Below are 14,625 nucleotides of genomic sequence, written 5' to 3'. Positions count from 1 at the left end.
CGCAGCACCTGCACAATATCGTCCGCGGCGGCCTCGCCTGCAACTCCGCTGGCAGCCTTGGCCCGGAGCAACGAAGAAAACGTGCGCAGAGCGGGGAAAACACCGGCGAACCGCGTCCCGCCCATTGTCTAGGCCCGGCCCGACACGTTAAGGTTCGTCTCCCCGTTTGCGAACTTCATGCCTGCGCCCTTTCGCAGGGGGCCTCCCGGCGGCCGGCGCCCGTGACCTGATTGAGTACCACGATGGCTGATTTACAGATCGACGACCTTAACGTTGCCTCCAACGAGACCCTGATCACGCCGGAGCAGCTCAAGCGTGAAATTCCCCTGACCGACAAGGCGCTGCAGACCGTGGCCCATGGTCGCCAGGTGGTGCGCGACATTCTGGATGGCAAGGACCACCGTCTGTTCGTGGTGATCGGCCCCTGCTCCATCCACGACATCAAGGCCGCCCACGAATACGCCGACCGCCTCAAGGCGCTCGCGGCCGAAGTGGCGGATACGCTGTTCCTGGTGATGCGCGTGTACTTCGAGAAGCCGCGTACCACGGTGGGCTGGAAAGGCCTGATCAACGATCCGTACCTGGACGACTCGTTCAAGATCCAGGATGGCCTGCACATCGGCCGCCAACTGCTCCGCGACCTCGCCGAGAAAGGCTTGCCCACCGCCACCGAAGCGCTCGACCCGATTTCCCCGCAGTACCTGCAGGACCTGATCAGTTGGTCAGCGATCGGCGCCCGTACCACCGAATCGCAGACCCACCGCGAGATGGCCTCCGGCCTGTCTTCCGCGGTCGGCTTCAAGAACGGCACCGATGGCAGCCTGACCGTGGCGATCAATGCCCTGCAGTCGGTCTCCAGCCCACATCGTTTCCTCGGCATCAACCAGCAGGGCGGCGTATCCATCGTCACCACCAAGGGCAACCGCTACGGTCACGTGGTGTTGCGCGGCGGCAACGGCAAGCCGAACTACGATTCGGTCAGCGTCGCGCTCTGCGAGCAGGACCTGAACAAGGCGAAAATCCCGCTGAACATCATGGTCGACTGCAGCCACGCCAACTCCAACAAGGACCCGGCCCTGCAACCGCTGGTGATGGACAACGTCAGCAACCAGATCGTCGAAGGCAACAACTCGATCGTCGGCCTGATGGTGGAAAGCCACCTGGGCTGGGGCAGCCAGCCGATTCCGAAGGATCTCGACCAACTTCAGTACGGCGTCTCCATCACCGACGCCTGCATCGACTGGGCGACCACCGAGAAGAGCATCCGCAGCATGCACGCCAAGCTCAAGGACGTGCTGCCGAAACGCCAGCGCGGCTGAGCGAGGCGGAAACGAAAACGCCGGGCTGATGCCCGGCGTTTTTCATTGCACGCCTGCTCAGGCGGCCGGATCGGCCTGACGCTGACGACGCTCGATGTAACGCTCCACGTAGGAGCAGGACGGGATCACGCTGTAGCCCATGCGGTCGGCGTACTGCAGGGCGTGCTCGGTCAACGCGGCGGCGATACCGCGACCACGCAGCGAATCCGGTACGAAGGTCCGGTAGATATCCAGCGTCTGCTTGCCCAGGTCCATATAGGCCAGATAGGCACGATGGCCATCCACCGTCGTCTCGAATTGATGGCCGCCCACGTCATGATGGATGGACAGGGACTCGCTCACTTTGGATCTCCTCAACGGGTTCGTAACCCGACCCGCGCCTGATTGATAGGTTCCTCGCGAGGACGCCCCCGCGTACCGGCCTCCAGCGGACCGCCGGAGACCTTCGTCCGTTCTCGTCCCGGTGGCGGATCGCGCCTGGCGGACATCCTCGAAACGGCTGGCCTGCACCGCATGCAAGGCCGGACTAACGATAGGGCCCATATTGCTGTCTTCCCCGGTCAGACTCAACCGTTTCTTCTGGCAGGAACGCGCAGGCGTCGCTGGAGCCCTGGCCGGGAGGCCGCGCAAGCGCAATCGCGCATGACCCGCGGGTCAGCCAAAGCGCTTTACGCCGACGGCGGCCATCAGTAAGGTCTGCGCCACTCCACCAAAAGGAATCCTGCCATGAGCGAGTTGATCAGCTACCAGTTCGAAGACGGCATCGCCACCCTGACCCTCAACAACGGCAAGGTGAACGCCATCTCCCCGGCGGTGATCGACGCCTTCAACCAGGCTCTCGACCAGGCCTTGCAGGACAAGGCCGTGGTCATCGTCACCGGCCAGCCGGGCATCCTCTCCGGTGGCTACGACCTGAAGGTCATGACCTCCGGCCCGGAGAATGCCGTCAACCTGGTCGCTGCCGGCTCGACCCTGGCTCGCCGCCTGCTCTCCCATCCCTACCCGGTGATCGTCGCCTGCCCCGGGCACGCGGTAGCCAAGGGCGCCTTCCTGCTGCTCTCGGCCGACTACCGGATCGGCGTCGACGGGCCGTTCCAGATCGGCCTGAACGAAGTCGCCATCGGCATGACCATGCACCATGTCGGCATCGAACTGGCCCGCGATCGCCTGCGCAAGTCGGCGTTCACCCGCTCGGTCATCAATGCCGAGATGTTCAGTCCGGCCGCTGCGGTGGATGCCGGCTTCCTCGACACCCTGGTCAGCGCCGACCAGTTGCAGGAAAGCGCGCGTGCAGCGGCCCAGCAGTTGAAGAAACTCAACATGACCGCGCACCGCAATACCAAGCTCAAGGTGCGCAAGGCACTGCTGGAAACCCTCGACCAGGCGATCGAGCTGGACAAGAAGCACCTGGGCTAAGGCCCGCTCCAGCGAAAGCCCGGTTGATACCGGGCTTTTTTTGCGCCCAATAATTACTTATTACGCAAAGGTAACTCTCCAGAGCTGCTATTTTTAAAAAATTATTACGAATTATCCTGATGACATTCCCAAGGAAAACCGGAGGTCATCATGAAACGCAACGTCTTCGCCGCCATTCTCCTCGGCATGGCTACCACCCTCGCAGTGCAAGCCAGCTTCGCCGACGAATCCAGCCTGATGGAAAACCGCATGGTCCAACTGAACCAGCACGCCATCGAGCAGGCCCAGCAGCAACAGGCCACGGCGCCAACCGCGAGCGACACCGATGCGCAGGGTTGAACGCCGCCTGCCAGGAACGTTTTTCTTTTCCCCGCAACCCTGAAAAGCCCGGCTCACGCCGGGCTTTTCGTTCAGGCCAGCTTTTCCTCGGCCGCCACGCCCTTGCGATAGACCTCGTAGAGAATCACCGGGATCTCCAGGTCGCCCAGGTGGCGAACCACCAGCGGCTTGACCTCGGACCAGTCCAGCCCGCCCACTCCCGTCGCCACGCAGGGCAGAGCCAGGCTGCTCACCCCTTCGCTGCGCACATAGCGGGCCAGCTCGCGCAGGGCATGGCCGACATCCTCCAGGCTCGCCTTGCCCGGCTTGGCGCTACGACCGCTGTGCAGCATGCCCTGGGTGATCAGGTTGACGATGCACTGGGTCTTGCCCTGCTCGTCGACCCCGGCCCAGACCCAGATGCCGCCCGGCTCGGGCGCCCTGGCATGGGCGGCATGCCGGTAGTCGCGAACCATCGACGGCCAGCGTTCGCGCAAGGCGAGGGCCAGGCCGCTGTCGAAATGGTCCTGGGGCGCGATGCCGTGGGCGATCACCTGGGCCCCGGAAAGCAGAATGTCACCTTCAACTTCACGAATCATGAGCGTTTCCTTCTTGGCTTCGGGACAGGCGCTTCGTGCGCCGCCCTGCATCTTTCACCGTACGCCTTGCCCGCCGGCGCCAGTTGATGCGTATCAAGAACGGCCGGTCCCATCCGCTACGGGCCGACTAGACTGCATGCGAGGGAACCTTGGAGGCGCCTCGCCTCTCCATTGGATTCCAGCCTCGTGCCGTCTCATCCATGACAAGGAAACAACCGCCATGCCGAAATGGATTGCACTTTGCCTGATCCCGCTGTTGGCAAGCTGCGCCACCTGCCGCCAGGACAGCGACAGGGAAAAACTGCTGTACGAGAACGACATGCTGCAGGCGAAACTGATCATCGTCGCCAACGACCGCGATCGCCTGCCGCTGGCCCAGGCCCTGCTGGAGCGCGCGGCGCGCGACGACCGCAGCGGCGAGGCGGACTTCTACCAGGCCGTGCTGATCGCTCGCCGCGACGGCCAGGCCAGCGATTGCGAGCGCATCACCCGCCTCCTCGAACGTTCCGCCGAGCGACGCTACCCGCTGGCCAACGCGATGCTCTACAAGATCTACGCCGAGCCCTTCCTGTTGCCGCGCGCCGACATTCCCAAGGCCGAGACCTATCGCCAGGCCTACGCCGAGCTGCCGGTCGCGCGCAGCGGCTACCCCTCCTTCGAGCGAGCCCGGCAGGTGGTCGATCGCCTGCTCACGCCGACTTCGTCCTGATCCATCGGGCCCGAACCCGGGCCCCGCAACCCGTACCGGTCGTTCGCCCAAAGCATCATTTCTGTCGATAGTTAATAGCGCGACAATTCGTTATCCAATCGAATTCTTCTCCGCGATCCTATGCCCATCCGAGGTATCGATCACGGAAGCCGCCATGAAACGTCGCAGCCCACGCCATTACGCCCGCAACACCGCCCTGGCCACCCTGGGTCTGTACGCCATCCTCATGCTGGTCGTGCTGAGCCTCGTCGCCGGCGCCGAAAGCGCCAGGAACGCCACACCGGACAACGACACCGCCACGACCTTCTCCAACCAGATCGGCCAGGCCCTGCCAGGCCTGCTCTCGGGGTTGAACAGTCGACGCGCCGGTTGAACGCCGGCTTCTTTCCCGGGAAACAGCATGAGAAGGCAAACACGGAAATTCTGGATCGTCGCCGCCCTGGCGATATTGACCAATGGCTACTCGCTACTCGGCCTCGCCCAAGGCTCGGCAGGCGCACTGGCGCGCACCATCGAATGCAACCAGGCGATGGTCCGCGCGCTGGCGGCCAACCTGGCGCTGAAGCTGCAGAGCGGCACCCCGCCGGCACGCCCGCAGCGCTGGATCCCGGAGCGCTTCATCCTCGACTGCCCGGCCTGAAACGAAAACGCCGCCAACCCCGGGAGGCTGGCGGCGCTCGCATGGCGCGGGGCCGGCTCAGGCGCCGGTCGGCTGGCGCGCGACGAAACGCATCATCCATTCGGCGACGACGGTGCCCTGGTGATCCCTCGCCAGGCTATCGACCCCCTTGCGATAGAGTTCCTCGCCCAGGTGCTGCTGGCGCAGTTCGAGCAGTTCGCGGGAATAGTCGTGGACGAACTCGGGATGCCCCTGGAAGCACAGCACCTGGTCGCCGATGGCGTAGGCGGCATAGGGACAGAAGTCGCTGGAAGCGATCACCCGCGCGTTTTCCGGCAGCCGGGTGACCTGGTCCTGGTGGCTGATCAACAGGGTCAGGTCCGGCAGCGCCGGGCTCATCCAGTCGGCCCGTTCGTTCAACTGGTACTGGTGGATGCCCATGCCCCAGCCCTGGCTGGCGCGCTCGGCCTTGCCACCGAGCAGCAGGGCCAGCAACTGGTGGCCGAAACACACGCCGAGGAGCTTGTCGCCGCGCTCGTAGCGGTCCAGGAGGAAGGTCTTCAGGGTCTGGATCCACGGGTCGGGACCGAAGGAGTCGGCCTTGCTGCCGGTCACCAGGTAGGCGTCGAAGCGCTCGTCGTCCGCCGGATAGCGCCCCTCCACCACGTTGTAGATGACGAATTCGGCGGCGATCGGTTGCTTGGCGAACAGTTGCTGGAACATCCGGCCGTAGCCTTCGTAGCGCTCGATCAGCTCGGGACGAAGGATATCGGTTTCCAGGATACAGATGCGGAGCGACATAAAGACTCTCTGAAGAAGTGGGGTTATTGTCGTTTTCGTTTGATTTAATTAACACAGGAGCGCGGGCAAGGGAACCGTCGCCCTGGCCTCGAAAGGAATATCCGGACGATTCGCCAAAAAACAAGCAGCCCGCAGAAAGATTCCCGAGACGCCCAGCCGTAAAGAAATCTGCACAGGAGACGGAAGGACTCCCCATGCCCGGAACCGCCACGTAAACTGGCGGTTTTCCCGCGAGGCACGCGCCATGTTGCTCAAGGCAGTACGTAACGGACTGGGTCAGGCGATTATCCTCGCCGACTTCGTCAGCCGCCCCCGCAAGCTGCAGCGCAGCGCCGAGGCCCAGGCCGAGGTCGAGCGGGCGCTGCGGAACCTGTCGCTCTACCAGTTCCGCGCCTGTCCGTTCTGCGTGAAGACACGCCGCGCCATGCACCGGCTGAACCTGCCGATGCAACTCAAGGACGCCATGAACGATCCGCAGGCCCGCCAGGCTTTGCTGGAAGGCGGCGGCAAGGTCAAGGTGCCGTGCCTGCGCATCGAGGAAAACGGCCAGGTGCGCTGGATGTACGAATCCAGCGAGATCATCGCCTATCTGGAAGGCCGTTTCGCCAACGCCTGAGCGGCCGATCAACGGCCCCCGGCCGCATCCAGGGGCAGCCGATGGATCAGGAAATGCGCCGGCACCTCGCCCTCGCGCCCCGGCAACAGGCGGTGGCGAATGCGTGACTCGCTGACATAGGCGCAGCCCTGTCCGGTGACGGTCAGGTTGACCGGCGACTCCAGGCCCTCGCGTATCACTTCGATGCCGCGCCGCCCGGCGGCGAGCGGCTCGGCGATCCGCAGCACCTTGCCGGCGCCGCTGCGGATGGCGTTCTCCAGCACGATCAGCGAGCCGTCCGGAGCCAGCGCCATGCCGTCCGGATTCTCCAGCGTTCGGGGCAGCTCCATCTCGCGCAGCCGCGGACGCGTGGCGACCCCTTCGACGACATGGATCGCCCCGCTACCGAAGTTGCCGACCAGCAGGGTGTCGTCGTCCACCCGGACGATGCCCGCCGCGCCCAGCCCGCCGGGGCCGGCCAGGCGGCTGTCGCGCAGCAACACCTGGAACGCCGGTTCCCCGGGCCGCAGCCGCATCAGGCTGCCATCCCGGGTTTCGCTCAGGTAGACCGTTCCGTCCGGCGCCACCGCGAGATCGTTACCCATCCCGTCGCCGGGCAGGGTCAGATATCGGCGCACGGCACCGGTCGCGAGATCCAGGGCGAACACCCCATGCGGCCGGCGCCGGCCAGCGGGTAGGAAGTCCGGCGAATTGCCCCAGAGCAGGCCACGCGACTCGTCCAGCCGCAGCGCGGTGGCAGCGAAGATCGCCGGGCTGCCGGCGAAGAAGGTTTCCCACTCGCCCCCGGGAGGCTTGCGCAGGATGCGCCCGCTGGTGACCAGGCCGACGTACAGCGTTCCATCGGCGGCATGGGCGATGCCGTTGGGATACCGGGCCCCCGCTGGCAGAACGATGCTCGTCGCGGCGCAGGACGGTTCGCGCTCGCCCGGCGCACGGGCGAAAACCGGCAAGACGGTCGCCGATACCATGGATACCAGCAGCAACACGGAAGCCTGTCGTCTCATCATGCTTTCTCCGTCGATGTGCGCCCTACCAGCGCGGGGTCCGGGCGCGCACCGTGAGCGGCGCCTCCAGCGTGGCGCACTCCTCTTCGGCGAGGTCCAGCGTCAGCGCCGCGAGGGCATCCTCGAGGTGATGCGGCCTGGACAGGCCGACGATCGGCGCGGCGACACCGTTCCGGCCAAGCAGCCAGGCCAGGGCGAGTTGCGCCGGTGGAAGCCCGCGGGCTGCGGCGAGTTTCTCCAACGCGCCGAGGGTCGACTCGACTTCCTCCCTGCCGCCGTACCAGCGCGGGGCCTGTTCGTCCGTCCGGGTCCGCAGCGTGCCGGCGCTTCGCGCTCCGGCCAGCAGCCCACGCGCCAGCGGCGACCAGGGCGTCAACGCGATCCCCTCTTCCCAGCACAGCGGCACGAGGTCCTCCTCGTCCTCGCGAACGATCAGGTTGTACTGGCTCTGCATCGAGATGAATTGCGCCAGGCCGTGGTGGCGCTGGAAGGCGAGCATCTTCATGAAGCGCCAGGCCGGCATCGACGAGGCGCCGAGGTAACGGACCTTGCCGACGCGCACCAGGCTGTCGAGGGTTTCGCAGGTTTCCTCGATCGGGGTGTCCGGATCGAAGCGATGGATCACGAAGAGATCCAGGTAGTCCGTACCCAACCGCCGCAGCGAGGCATCCACGCTGGCAAGCAGGTGCTTGCGCGACAAGCCGCAGGCGTTGGGCCTGTCGCTCATGGGAAAGAACGCCTTGGTGGCGATTACCAGGTCCTCGCGCTGCGCGAAGTCCCTGAGCGCGCGCCCGAGGATCCGCTCGCTCTCGCCGGTGGAATAGATATCGGCACTGTCGAAGAAGTCGATCCCGGCTTCCAGCGCCTCGCGAATGAACGGACGCGCCCGTTCCTCGTCCAGCACCCACGGACGCCACACCGGATCGCCATAGGTCATGCACCCCAGGCAGAGTCGGGAGACTTTCAGGCCGCTGTTGCCAAGACGGACATGCTGCATCGTACGACCTCGTCGGAAGGCTCTGAAAAGAGCGGTTTCCCCGGCCCCACCCTGTTCATGAGCCAGGTTTCCCGACGATGCTATATTGCTGCCGAATAGCTAACTATCCTGGAAAAATCTCTTTCATTGATCGAGTTATTTTAATAATCCAATGAAGAAGCCCGATCTCGCCGGTCTCGCCGCCTTCGTCGCCATCGCTCGCGAACGCAGTTTCCGCCGCGCCGCCGCCACCCTCGGCGTAACCCCGCCGACGCTCAGCCACACCCTGCGCGAACTGGAAACCCAGCTCGGCATCCGCCTGCTCAACCGCACCACTCGCAACGTCTCGCCGACCGAGGCCGGCGAGCACCTGCTGGCACACCTGGACCCGGCGTTCGAAGACATCGCCGCCGCGCTGGACAGCCTTAACCGCTTTCGCGAAACGCCTCACGGCCTGGTACGAATCAACGCACCGCGAAACGCCATCGGTCTCGTCCTCGCGCCACGTTTCGGCGAACTGGCCCGCGACTATCCCGGCATCACCTTGGAAGTGGTGGCGGACGAGGGTTTCGCCAATATCGTCGAAGCCGGTTTCGACGCCGGCATCCGCCTCGGCGAAGACCTCCAGCACGGCATGCGCGCCGTGCGGGTCGGCCCGGACCTGCGCTTGGCCATCGTCGCGACCCCGGCCTACTTCCGACGGCAAGGCAGGCCGGGTAGCCCGGAGGAATTGCTCGGCCACCGTTGCATCGGCTGGCGCAAGGTGTCTTCCGGAGAGCTGTACAAATGGCAATTCAGCAAGGGCACGAAAGCGCTTTCGGTGGCCGTGAGCGGACCGCTGGTCCTCGACGACCCGCGCCTGATGCTACAGGCGGCGCTGGCCGATGTCGGGATTGCCTTCGCCATCGAGGAGGAAGTCGCCGAGCACCTCGCCGCCGGCCGCCTGGAACGGGTCCTGGCGGATTGGTGCGCCCCCTTTCCCGGTTTCCATCTCTATTATCCAAACCGCCGCAACCACCCGGCGGCGTTGAGCGCCGTGATCGACCTGCTGCGCTACCCCGGCGAGGAACACCCAGGTCCCGCGTAGGCACATCGGCGGAAGCGCCCGTGGCAGCCTGGAGGCTGGCCCGTACCGACGCACGGCGTAGGGCGGATAACCGCATCGCGGTTATCCGCCAAACCTCGGCATATCGGCGGATAGCGCCCATGGCGCTATTCGCCCTACCCGTGGCGGCCTGGCTGGCAAGAACCAGGGGATACCGGGGTGGCGTCATCCGCCGCGGTACGCGACCACGAGAAAGCCGGCCCGAAGGCCGGCTCTCCATGCGACGTCAGGACTCAGAACAGCTCGCCCTTCGCCGCCTTCTCCAGCAACAGCGCCGGCGGCTCGAAGCGCTCGCCGTACTGTTCGACCAGGTATTGGGCGCGGGCGATGAAGTCCTTCAGGCCGTACTGGTTGATGAACTGCAAGGCGCCCCCGCTCCAGGCGGCGAAACCGATACCGAAGATCGAGCCGATGTTCGCGTCGGCGGTGGAGTGCAATACCCCCTCCTCCACGCAACGCACGGTCTCGATGGCCTGGATGAACAGCAGGCGGTCGCGTACGTCCTCGGCGGATATTTGCGCATCGGGCTTCTCGAAGCGGCTCTTGAGTTCCGCCCAGAGATGTTTCCTGCCGTTCGCCGGGTAGTCGTAGAAGCCGGCGCCGGCCGCCTTGCCCGGGCGCTTGTACTCATTGACCATCAGGTCGATCACGGCGAACGCGGGGTGCGTCGGCAGAGCCTTGCCCTCGGCCTCGAGGTCACGGGCGGTCTGGTTGCGGATGTGGGTCATCAGGCTCAGCGAGACTTCGTCGGAAATCGCCAGCGGCCCCACCGGCATACCGGCCTGGCGCGCCTGGTTGTCGATCATCGCGGCGCTCACGCCTTCGCCGAGCATGGCGATGCCTTCGTTGGTGAAGGTGCCGAATACCCGCGAGGTGAAGAAGCCGCGGCTGTCGTTGACCACGATCGGCGTTTTCTTGATCTGCAGCACGTAGTCGAAACCGCGTGCCAGGGTTTCGTCGCTGGTCTTTTCGCCGCGGATGATCTCCACCAGCGGCATCTTGTCCACCGGGCTGAAGAAGTGCAGGCCGATGAACTTCTCCGGCCGCGCCACCGCCTGGGCCAGCCCGGTGATCGGCAGGGTCGAGGTATTGGACGCCACCACCGCATCGGCCAGGGCATGCTTCTCGGCCTCGGCGGTGACCTTGCCTTTCAGCGCGCGGTCCTCGAAGACCGCCTCGATGATCAGGTCGCAGCCTTCGAAGTCGGCTTCGCTGACGCTCGGCACGATCCGCGCGAGGAAGGCGTCGCGCTTCTCGGCGGACAGGTGCCCGCGCGCAACTTTCTTGTCCAGCAGCCTGGCCGAATAAGCCTTGCCCTTCTCCGCCGCTTCCAGCGAGACGTCCTTGAGCACCACCTCGATGCCGGCCGCCGCCGATACGTAGGCGATGCCCGCGCCCATCATCCCGGCGCCGATCACGCCGACCTTTTTCGTCGCCCGCACCGGATACCCCTGCGGCCGCGACTTGCCGGCGTTGATCTCGTTGAGCTGGAACCAGAAGGTGCCGATCATGTTCTTCGCCACCTGGCCGGTGGTCAGCTCGGTGAAATAGCGCGCCTCGATCAGTTGCGCGGTGTCGAAATCGACCTGGGCGCCCTCCACCGCCGCGCACATGATCTTCTCGGGCGCCGGGAAGCAACCCTTGGTCTTGTCGCGCAGCACCGACGGTGCGATGGCCAGCATCTGCGCCACGTTGGGACTGGCAGGCGTACCGCCGGGAATCTTGTAGCCGGCGCTGTCCCAGGGCTGCTTCGCCGCCGGGTTGGCGAGGATCCAGGCGCGGGCCTTCTCCAGCATTTCCTCGGGGCTGTCGGCCAGTTCGTGGATCAGCCCGGCCTTGAGCGCTTCCGCCGGACGCACCTTCTTGCCTTCGGCGAGGTACGGCAGGGCTTTCTCCAGGCCAAGCAGGCGCACCATACGTACCACCCCGCCGCCGCCCGGCAACAGGCCGAGAGTCACCTCCGGCAGGCCGAGCTGCACGCCGGGATTGTCCAGGGCGATGCGGTGGTGGCAGGCCAGGCAGATCTCCCAGCCGCCGCCCAGCGCAGCGCCGTTGATCGCGGCGACCACCGGCTTGCCGAGGGTCTCCAGGCGCCGCAGTTGGCCCTTGAGTTCGAGGATGCCCTGGTAGAAGGCCGGGGCGTCGGCCTTGGTGACCTTGATCAGCTCGTTGAGATCGCCGCCGGCGAAGAAGGTCTTCTTCGCCGAGGTCAGCACCACGCCGGCGATCCCCTCTTTCTCCGCCTCCAGCCGCGCGATGGTCTTCGCCATCGCCTCGCGGTAGACACCGTTCATGGTGTTGGCGCTCTGCCCGGGCATGTCCATGGTCAGGACGACGACGTTGTCCTGGCCTTTTTCGTAACGGATAGCGTCAGTCATTCCGGTTCTCCCTTCACACGCGCTCGATGATGGTGGCGATGCCCATGCCGCCACCTACGCAGAGGGTGGCCAGGCCGTAGCGCAGGTTGCGCCGCTCCAGTTCGTCGAGCAGCGTGCCGAGGATGATGCAGCCGGTGGCGCCGAGCGGGTGGCCCATGGCGATGGCGCCGCCGTTGACGTTGACCTTGCTTTCCGCCACGCCCATGTCCTTCATGAATTTCATCACCACCGAAGCGAACGCCTCGTTGACTTCGAACAGGTCGATGTCTTCCACCTTCAGGCCGGCCTTGGCCAGGGCCTTGCGGGTCGCCGGCGCGGGGCCGGTAAGCATGATGGTGGGGTCGGTGGAGGTCACCGCGGTAGCGACGATCCGCGCCCGCGCCTTCAGGCCCAGTTCGCGGCCCTTGGCCTCGGAGCCGATGAGCATGGCGCTGGCGCCGTCGACGATCCCCGAGCTGTTGCCCGGCGTATGCACGTGCTCGATGCGCTCGACCTGGCTGTACTTGCGCAGCGCGGTGGCGTCGAAGCCCATCTGCCCCATCATCTCGAAACTCGGCTTGAGCGCGGCGAGCCCTTCCAGGGTGGAGTCGGCGCGAATGAACTCATCGTGGTCGAGCAGGACGATGCCGTTCTGGTCGGCGACCGGCACCAGCGACTTGCCGAACAGCCCTTCGGCGCGGGCCTTGGCGGCCTTCTGCTGGGAGCGCAGGGCGAAGGCATCGACATCGGCGCGACTGAAGCCTTCCAGGGTGGCGATCAGGTCGGCGCCGATCCCTTGTGGGACGAAGCTGGTGTGCAGGTTGGTTTCCGGATCCAGTGCCCAGGCGCCGCCGTCGGAGCCCATCGGCACGCGTGACATGGACTCGACGCCGCCGACCAGGACCAGGTCCTCGAAACCGGAGCGTACCTTCATCGCCCCCAGGTTCACCGCCTCCAGGCCGGAGGCGCAGAAACGGTTGATCTGCACGCCGGCAACCTGTTCGTCCCAATCGGCCACCAGCGCCGCGGTCTTGGCGATATCGGCGCCCTGGTCGCCCACCGGCGTCACGCAGCCGAGCACGATATCGTCGACCTGGGCGGTATCCAGGTCGTTGCGCCGCTGGACCGCGCGCAACAACCCGGCCATCAGGTTCACCGGCTTGACGCTGTGCAGCGCGCCATCCTTCTTGCCCTTGCCGCGGGGAGTACGCACGGCGTCGTAAATGAATGCGTCGGTCATGGCGGTCTCTCTTATCCTGTTCTCGTCCGGCCGAGCGGGCCTCCGCCTACCTTAAACAGGCTCGCCGGCGGGACAATGACCGAACCGCTCAGGCTGATTGACCGCCCAGCTCAGCCTGCAACGCCGGGAAGATAGCACCATGCCATCTTTCGACCGGAAACCCGGACACCGGACGAACGGTCGAGACGCACGCCAGAGCCGTCACCACGCTGTCATATAGAGGGAATATGTCTAGACCGGAGCAGCTTGTATCCAAGTGGTCTAAGCCCGCGCAGGCCGGGGCTTAGACTGATTCATGCAAGCGTTCGAAAGGGAGGTCGACGCCGGGGATGCCGGGCCGACCGAAGAGTACGCCACTGCGTGGCAAGCCGTTCCGCCGGGCCGTAGCGCGGAGCAGGCAGCCACCCGACAACAAGAAAGGCAGACAGGCCATGTTGAACGAGCAGCCAAAAAGATGGCGGCAAGCGAGTCTCATCGTCTTCGCCACCACAGTCATCCTGATCCTTCCCAACCTTAACAGTCTGATCCGCTAGGGCACCCTGCTGCCTGCACGCTGCGCACCGCCTCGCGGTCAGCGCAGCGCAGGCAGCCACCAGGTCAGCAGCAGCGGAATGAAGGCGAACGACAGCAAGGTCGAACACAGCACCAGGCTGGCGACCTGATCCGGCGAACGATTGCCGCGCAAGGCGTAGAGATAGTTGAACACCGCCACCGGCATCGACGATTGCACCACCAGCACTCCCTGCGCCAGCGGCGGCAATTGCAACGCCAGCGCCACCGACCAGCCCACCAGCGCCCCCAGCAGAAGACGCAGGCCGCCATAGAAGAAGCCATTGCCCAGTTGCCGCGGACGGATGCTGGCCAGGGACACGCCGAGGGTGATCAGCATCAGCGGAATGGTCAGCCCGGCCATCAGGTCGACGGTATTCGCCATCCAGCGCGGCAGTTGCAGGTCGAGCCCCATCAACAACAAGGCCAGTAGCACGCTGAGCAGGATCGGATTGCCCAGCAGCGAGCGCCAGGAGCGCTCGCCGCTCATCCAGAACACGCCGAGGCTGAAGTTGCCGATCGACATGATCAGGTAGAACGCCACCGCCAGGGTCATCCCCGCCTCGCCGAACGCATACAAGCACACCGGCAGGCCCATGTTGCCGACATTCGGGAAGCTGTAGGCCGGCACCAGCACCTGCCACTCCTGGCGCCCGAGGCGCGCCGCCGCCCAGCCCAGCGCAGCCATGCAGACGCAGATCAGCGCGCTGGCCAGGGCCATCCGGCCGAAGCTATGCAGGTCCACCCGGGTATGCGCCAGGGTGGCGAGGATCAGGCATGGCGAACCGATGTTGAACACGATGCGCGAAACGAACTCGGTCGGATAGGCGTGTCCGAGACGGACCCAGACATAACCGACACCGGCGCCGAACAGCACGGGCGCCATCACGGCGAACAACTCGGCGAGCACGGGAACCCCTTGGTTAGCCAGCTATGCAATGGCCCGCATGCTACCGCGAGGCCCCCGTTCCGTGCCAATCTCTCGCTCCATGTCATA

Annotated in this window: 16 protein-coding genes; 8 read left to right on the top strand and 8 right to left on the bottom strand. The window is 65.4% G+C overall.

The features are described 5' to 3' along the window. Positions 1-242 precede the first annotated feature (242 nt). Entirely contained in the window at positions 243-1,319 is a 1,077-nt protein-coding gene (locus HMPREF2914_RS23925) for a 3-deoxy-7-phosphoheptulonate synthase (RefSeq protein WP_003087765.1), read from the top strand. Positions 1,320-1,376: 57 nt separating this feature from the next. Here HMPREF2914_RS23925 and HMPREF2914_RS32790 read toward each other — a convergent pair whose 3' ends face one another. Next, positions 1,377-1,661 carry a GNAT family N-acetyltransferase gene (locus HMPREF2914_RS32790; RefSeq protein ID WP_003087762.1) on the bottom strand — a complete coding sequence of 95 codons (285 nt, stop codon included), beginning with the start codon at positions 1,659-1,661 and terminating at the stop codon, positions 1,377-1,379. Between the two features lie 384 nt (positions 1,662-2,045). On the opposite strand from HMPREF2914_RS32790, the gene HMPREF2914_RS23915 reads away from it, so the two are divergent. Continuing rightward, positions 2,046-2,735 carry a crotonase/enoyl-CoA hydratase family protein gene (locus HMPREF2914_RS23915; RefSeq protein WP_003087759.1) on the top strand — a complete coding sequence of 230 codons (690 nt, stop codon included), beginning with the start codon at positions 2,046-2,048 and terminating at the stop codon, positions 2,733-2,735. Positions 2,736-2,885: 150 nt separating this feature from the next. After that, complete coding sequence (locus tag HMPREF2914_RS23910) at positions 2,886-3,074, top strand: hypothetical protein (protein WP_003087758.1); 189 nt, start codon at positions 2,886-2,888, stop codon at positions 3,072-3,074. A gap of 71 nt (positions 3,075-3,145) precedes the next feature. Here HMPREF2914_RS23910 and HMPREF2914_RS23905 read toward each other — a convergent pair whose 3' ends face one another. Next, positions 3,146-3,652, bottom strand: a complete 507-nt coding sequence (locus HMPREF2914_RS23905) for a macro domain-containing protein (RefSeq protein WP_003087757.1) — start codon at positions 3,650-3,652, stop codon at positions 3,146-3,148. Between the two features lie 220 nt (positions 3,653-3,872). Here HMPREF2914_RS23905 and HMPREF2914_RS23900 point away from each other — a divergent pair, with 220 nt between their 5' ends. The 3 genes from HMPREF2914_RS23900 to HMPREF2914_RS23890 all read left to right on the top strand — a co-directional run bounded on the left by HMPREF2914_RS23900 (position 3,873) and on the right by HMPREF2914_RS23890 (position 5,001). Further along, positions 3,873-4,361 carry a hypothetical protein gene (locus tag HMPREF2914_RS23900; protein WP_023091972.1) on the top strand — a complete coding sequence of 163 codons (489 nt, stop codon included), beginning with the start codon at positions 3,873-3,875 and terminating at the stop codon, positions 4,359-4,361. Positions 4,362-4,515: 154 nt separating this feature from the next. Continuing rightward, a complete protein-coding gene (locus tag HMPREF2914_RS23895; RefSeq protein WP_003098091.1) occupies positions 4,516-4,734 on the top strand; it encodes a hypothetical protein in 219 nt (72 codons plus the stop codon). A 27-nt stretch (positions 4,735-4,761) separates the two neighbouring features. Continuing rightward, on the top strand, positions 4,762-5,001 hold the full coding sequence (locus HMPREF2914_RS23890) for a hypothetical protein (RefSeq protein ID WP_003087754.1): 240 nt from the start codon (positions 4,762-4,764) through the stop codon (positions 4,999-5,001). A gap of 57 nt (positions 5,002-5,058) precedes the next feature. Here the strand turns inward: HMPREF2914_RS23890 and HMPREF2914_RS23885 are convergent, their stop codons facing one another. After that, positions 5,059-5,781: an amidotransferase gene (locus HMPREF2914_RS23885; RefSeq protein ID WP_003087753.1), complete on the bottom strand. Its 723-nt coding sequence runs from the start codon at positions 5,779-5,781 to the stop codon at positions 5,059-5,061. Between the two features lie 244 nt (positions 5,782-6,025). On the opposite strand from HMPREF2914_RS23885, the gene HMPREF2914_RS23880 reads away from it, so the two are divergent. After that, positions 6,026-6,397, top strand: coding sequence for a glutaredoxin family protein (locus HMPREF2914_RS23880; protein ID WP_003087752.1), 372 nt, complete (start codon positions 6,026-6,028; stop codon positions 6,395-6,397). Between the two features lie 8 nt (positions 6,398-6,405). Here the strand turns inward: HMPREF2914_RS23880 and HMPREF2914_RS23875 are convergent, their stop codons facing one another. Next, positions 6,406-7,404: an SMP-30/gluconolactonase/LRE family protein gene (locus HMPREF2914_RS23875; RefSeq protein ID WP_003140024.1), complete on the bottom strand. Its 999-nt coding sequence runs from the start codon at positions 7,402-7,404 to the stop codon at positions 6,406-6,408. Between the two features lie 22 nt (positions 7,405-7,426). After that, the gene (locus HMPREF2914_RS23870; RefSeq protein ID WP_023091973.1) at positions 7,427-8,398 is read right to left on the bottom strand and encodes an aldo/keto reductase; all 972 of its coding nucleotides are present in this window, start codon (positions 8,396-8,398) and stop codon (positions 7,427-7,429) included. Between the two features lie 151 nt (positions 8,399-8,549). Here HMPREF2914_RS23870 and HMPREF2914_RS23865 point away from each other — a divergent pair, with 151 nt between their 5' ends. Continuing rightward, positions 8,550-9,464, top strand: coding sequence for a LysR family transcriptional regulator (locus HMPREF2914_RS23865; protein WP_003087749.1), 915 nt, complete (start codon positions 8,550-8,552; stop codon positions 9,462-9,464). 251 nt (positions 9,465-9,715) lie between these two features. Here HMPREF2914_RS23865 and HMPREF2914_RS23860 read toward each other — a convergent pair whose 3' ends face one another. The 3 genes from HMPREF2914_RS23860 to HMPREF2914_RS23850 all read right to left on the bottom strand — a co-directional run bounded on the left by HMPREF2914_RS23860 (position 9,716) and on the right by HMPREF2914_RS23850 (position 14,538). After that, the gene (locus HMPREF2914_RS23860; protein ID WP_023091974.1) at positions 9,716-11,860 is read right to left on the bottom strand and encodes a 3-hydroxyacyl-CoA dehydrogenase NAD-binding domain-containing protein; all 2,145 of its coding nucleotides are present in this window, start codon (positions 11,858-11,860) and stop codon (positions 9,716-9,718) included. A gap of 13 nt (positions 11,861-11,873) precedes the next feature. Further along, positions 11,874-13,079, bottom strand: a complete 1,206-nt coding sequence (locus tag HMPREF2914_RS23855) for an acetyl-CoA C-acetyltransferase (RefSeq protein WP_003087747.1) — start codon at positions 13,077-13,079, stop codon at positions 11,874-11,876. 571 nt (positions 13,080-13,650) lie between these two features. After that, positions 13,651-14,538 carry an AEC family transporter gene (locus HMPREF2914_RS23850; RefSeq protein ID WP_003087746.1) on the bottom strand — a complete coding sequence of 296 codons (888 nt, stop codon included), beginning with the start codon at positions 14,536-14,538 and terminating at the stop codon, positions 13,651-13,653. Between the last annotated feature and the right edge of the window lie 87 nt (positions 14,539-14,625).

Origin of the sequence: Pseudomonas sp. HMSC067G02 (assembly GCF_001813485.1) — a bacterium.
Lineage (GTDB): Bacteria > Pseudomonadota > Gammaproteobacteria > Pseudomonadales > Pseudomonadaceae > Pseudomonas > Pseudomonas aeruginosa.
Note: the sequence above shows the minus strand (reverse complement) of the source record. Positions and strands in the feature narration are given on the sequence as shown.

Coding starts and splice junctions, on each gene's coding strand:
- HMPREF2914_RS23925 (WP_003087765.1), top strand. CDS start 243: ATGGCTGATTTACAGATCGACGACCTTAACGTTGCCTCCAACGAGACC.
- HMPREF2914_RS23915 (WP_003087759.1), top strand. CDS start 2,046: ATGAGCGAGTTGATCAGCTACCAGTTCGAAGACGGCATCGCCACCCTG.
- HMPREF2914_RS23910 (WP_003087758.1), top strand. CDS start 2,886: ATGAAACGCAACGTCTTCGCCGCCATTCTCCTCGGCATGGCTACCACC.
- HMPREF2914_RS23905 (WP_003087757.1), bottom strand. CDS start 3,652: ATGATTCGTGAAGTTGAAGGTGACATTCTGCTTTCCGGGGCCCAGGTG.
- HMPREF2914_RS23900 (WP_023091972.1), top strand. CDS start 3,873: ATGCCGAAATGGATTGCACTTTGCCTGATCCCGCTGTTGGCAAGCTGC.
- HMPREF2914_RS23895 (WP_003098091.1), top strand. CDS start 4,516: ATGAAACGTCGCAGCCCACGCCATTACGCCCGCAACACCGCCCTGGCC.
- HMPREF2914_RS23890 (WP_003087754.1), top strand. CDS start 4,762: ATGAGAAGGCAAACACGGAAATTCTGGATCGTCGCCGCCCTGGCGATA.
- HMPREF2914_RS23885 (WP_003087753.1), bottom strand. CDS start 5,781: ATGTCGCTCCGCATCTGTATCCTGGAAACCGATATCCTTCGTCCCGAG.
- HMPREF2914_RS23880 (WP_003087752.1), top strand. CDS start 6,026: ATGTTGCTCAAGGCAGTACGTAACGGACTGGGTCAGGCGATTATCCTC.
- HMPREF2914_RS23875 (WP_003140024.1), bottom strand. CDS start 7,404: ATGATGAGACGACAGGCTTCCGTGTTGCTGCTGGTATCCATGGTATCG.
- HMPREF2914_RS23870 (WP_023091973.1), bottom strand. CDS start 8,398: ATGCAGCATGTCCGTCTTGGCAACAGCGGCCTGAAAGTCTCCCGACTC.
- HMPREF2914_RS23865 (WP_003087749.1), top strand. CDS start 8,550: ATGAAGAAGCCCGATCTCGCCGGTCTCGCCGCCTTCGTCGCCATCGCT.
- HMPREF2914_RS23860 (WP_023091974.1), bottom strand. CDS start 11,860: ATGACTGACGCTATCCGTTACGAAAAAGGCCAGGACAACGTCGTCGTC.
- HMPREF2914_RS23855 (WP_003087747.1), bottom strand. CDS start 13,079: ATGACCGACGCATTCATTTACGACGCCGTGCGTACTCCCCGCGGCAAG.